The organism is bacterium, from assembly GCA_040757115.1.
Classification (GTDB): domain Bacteria; phylum UBA9089; class CG2-30-40-21; order CG2-30-40-21; family SBAY01; genus JBFLXS01.
In genome coordinates, this window is record JBFLYA010000342.1 from 1 (window position 1) to 3,269 (window position 3,269).

The 3,269-nt window shown below is 39.3% G+C and carries 1 protein-coding gene; it reads right to left on the bottom strand.

Features of this window, described 5'->3' with window-relative positions; all coding sequences use genetic code 11:
• Window positions 1-319: 319 nt before the first annotated feature.
• Window positions 320-2,530, bottom strand: coding sequence for a TonB-dependent receptor (locus AB1422_18300; GenBank protein MEW6621252.1), 2,211 nt, complete (start codon window positions 2,528-2,530; stop codon window positions 320-322).
• Window positions 2,531-3,269: the final 739 nt, after the last annotated feature.

Consider the following 3,269-nt stretch of genomic DNA (forward strand, 5'->3'; position numbering starts at 1 on the left):
GTGGAAAACAACAAATTTCCATAAATTTCTATTAGTTTCTATTAATTTCAATTTTTTTAATAATATCTCCCTATCTCCTTAATCTCCACATCTCCTTTTGTTACACCACCTGAACGCTTACAATCTTTTAATACTTACTTTTGACTAACTGTTTTTAAGCCTTTTTAAACACCGAAAAACGCGAAAAAAATATTTTCCTCTCTGTTCCTCTGCGTCTCTGCGGTAAATTACCACCTGAACGGTTACCATTTTCTAACCGCAAGATTTCAAACAAAAGTGAACCGTCCCCAAAAATACCATTTCACCAAGAATTCATTTATCACAACTTTACCTCCACCGTAACTGTCCTTCCAGGTGACTTGTAGAATTGATAATACTTTCTATCAAAGAGATTATCGCAAGCTAAAGATAACCTCATATTTTCCTTGAAGGTATATCCGAGCTTCATATCTACCGTATTCACCTTATCATACGCTCCATAGACACCCTTTATCACATCGCTATTATCCGAATAGCCATACATCTTATCTACAAAATGCCAGTTGCAAGAAAGGGCTAAGGCATTTTTATGGAAGGAAAGTCCAAAGTTAGCCATCTTCTCTGGTACAAACTCAAAATCCTTGCCAACCGTTTTCGGGTCGGCAAAATTTGATGTAATTTCCGTATTCTGCAGGGTATAATTGGCAAAGGCATCCCAGCTATCTGCAATCTTCATCTTACCCTCTATTTCAAACCCGGCTATCTTGCCACAACCTGCATTTTCTCTAACTGAATAGGTGCCGGTAAGCCATCTGCTGTAGATAAGGTCATCTATCTTACTCTGGAAATATGTGGCAGAAAGGGTTATTTTACCTACCTGCTGGTCAATACCGACTTCCCATGATTGTGTGGTTTCGCAAGAAAGTTCGGGATTACCTGCAAAGGTTCTACCGCTTTGAAATGACTGGGTGCGATATAATTCGTAGGTTGTTGGTGGTCTGAATGCCTTGCCCCAGGAGGCACGGAGACCATCCAATTTGTACAGCCCTTTTTCAAATTGCGGCTTGTAGAGAATACCAATCTTAGGAGAAAAAGAGGAATCATCTTTATCCGCATATTTTGTTGATTTTGTGCCATCAAGTAAAGAGGCATCGTATCTTTTCCAGGTATCGTATCTTGCACCCGGGAACAGTTTCAGGGTATCCATCAGTTGAACTTCACCTTGAGTGTAAAGGGAAATAGTCTTTGCCTTGCCACCTGCCTCATAACTCGCATCACCTATGGTTGATGTCTCATCCTTCCAGTTGCTAATCCTCCAATCACGGGCTTTTGCAGAATCGTTTCGGTAACTCAAGCCTGCGGTGATAAGATTGGTTTCTCTGAAGGGAATATCCACCTGCACCTCACCAAAAAATGTATTGCGTGGAGAGGTTTTGCTCAATTTGCCACGACCTCCATAGTAAGTTGCCCCGGTTTCTGGCGATACATAGAAATTATTTGAATCAACGAGATTAAGCCTCCCTTTTAAGGCAATCTCGGAAAGATTGGTATCATAACCCAAACTATAGATATTATTTTCCGATTCTCCCCAGGTGCTTAAGAAATCCTTTGGGGAGACAGTCATCGTGCCTTCACCTGGTAACTCAACTGTCTTGTTATCAACCGGTATTCCATTTCCATCTACAAGGTTACTTTGTGGGTCACTATACCCATATTCCCACCTATTTCCATTGAACGAAAAGGAAAGATTGGATATGGGGTTCAGATAATAGGAGACTTTGCAACCATATTGGTTTTGGTCCCAATAGTTCTTCCCTTTATCCCCAATCAAGTAGGTTGATTTACCCTGCCTATCCATTGTTTTTTTCCAACCTGTAACCTTAGTTGTTGAAGTGCCCGGGGTTACGGATTTAGTCACTAAATCTGTCCTATCGCCCTCGCTTGTTTTCTTCTCAAGGTTGATGGAAAAAGATATTTTGCCCAGATTATTTCCATAGTTTAGTATGTGGCAATAGGTGTTGAATGCAGAGACCGAGCTTTTGACCTCAAACGCCTCTTTTTGCGGTGATTTGGTGATAATATTTATCACCCCTCCCATCGCCTCTCCGCCGTAAAGGCTTGAAAAGGGGCCCTTTGCCACCTCTATTCTTTCAACATTCCCAATCGGTAAGTCATGCAGATATGTCCCACCCACATAGCTATCATTTAGTGGTATGCCATCAAGCAACACCAGTGTTCTCTGACCACCGCTAAACCCACGCAGTGTCACTCTACTCATCGTATCTGCAAATTTCTTTCGACCCTGTGTCACCCCTACCTCATATTTCAATGCCTCATCCACAAATGTTACCCTTGCCTTTTTTTCCATCTCTTCTTCTGTTACCACCGAAGCACTCACCGGTACATCACCAATTCCTTTTTCTACTTTTGTTGCCGTTACCACTACATCCTCTAATTCAATTACTGTCGTTTTTGTCCCCTGTTGTTGAGCAAAAGCTGTTCCTGCCAGACACAAACTCATTCCTAATCCCATCCAAAAACCTTTTTTCATTTAACAATACCTCCTTGTGTTACGATTTTAAAAATTATAACACAAAATAAGAAATCTGTCAAGTAAAAAATTACGAAAAGAGTAATTATAGCACTTATTAATCGAAATTTGACATAGATATGGCTATGAAATTCCAAATCACAAATTCCAAATTCCATTTAGTGAATTAGTGAATTAAGCGAATTAGCGAATTAGTAAAATCTAATCTCTAATTCGCTTTTTGGTATGTGGAATTTGGTGCTTGGGATTTGGGATTTTTTACTTATCCACTCTGAGTAAAATTTTGACTAATAACTGCTATATTTTTAGTGTTGATACCTGATAGTTAAACGGTTACCAAAAACAAAAAACCCAACCTTCGTCAAGAAAGTTGGGTATAGATTTTACCTCTTTTTTCCCCTTCCACGAAGGTACTTTTCAAAACAGGTAGTCGACCGGACTCACTTTCAGAAGTCAGAAATCAGATTTTAAAGGTATGAGATTAACATCTGTTTTCTGTTTTCTTATTTATTACCGTTGCGGGACAGTGCCTTGAATCTCACAAGGACTTCCTCTACCTGATTGATTTTAAATAATTATATCATATCTTAAGTTAAAAAGTCAAGAGAAATTTTTCGACCTGTGCGGTTGGGAATTATCAATAATGATGGGATAAGAAGTTAAAGAAAAGCGTTAATTTTGCCGATATAAATGGTAGCAACAATAAAAAAAGGAGGGCTACCAAATGGGAAATTATAAG

Coding starts and splice junctions, on each gene's coding strand:
- AB1422_18300 (MEW6621252.1), bottom strand. CDS start 2,530: ATGAAAAAAGGTTTTTGGATGGGATTAGGAATGAGTTTGTGTCTGGCA.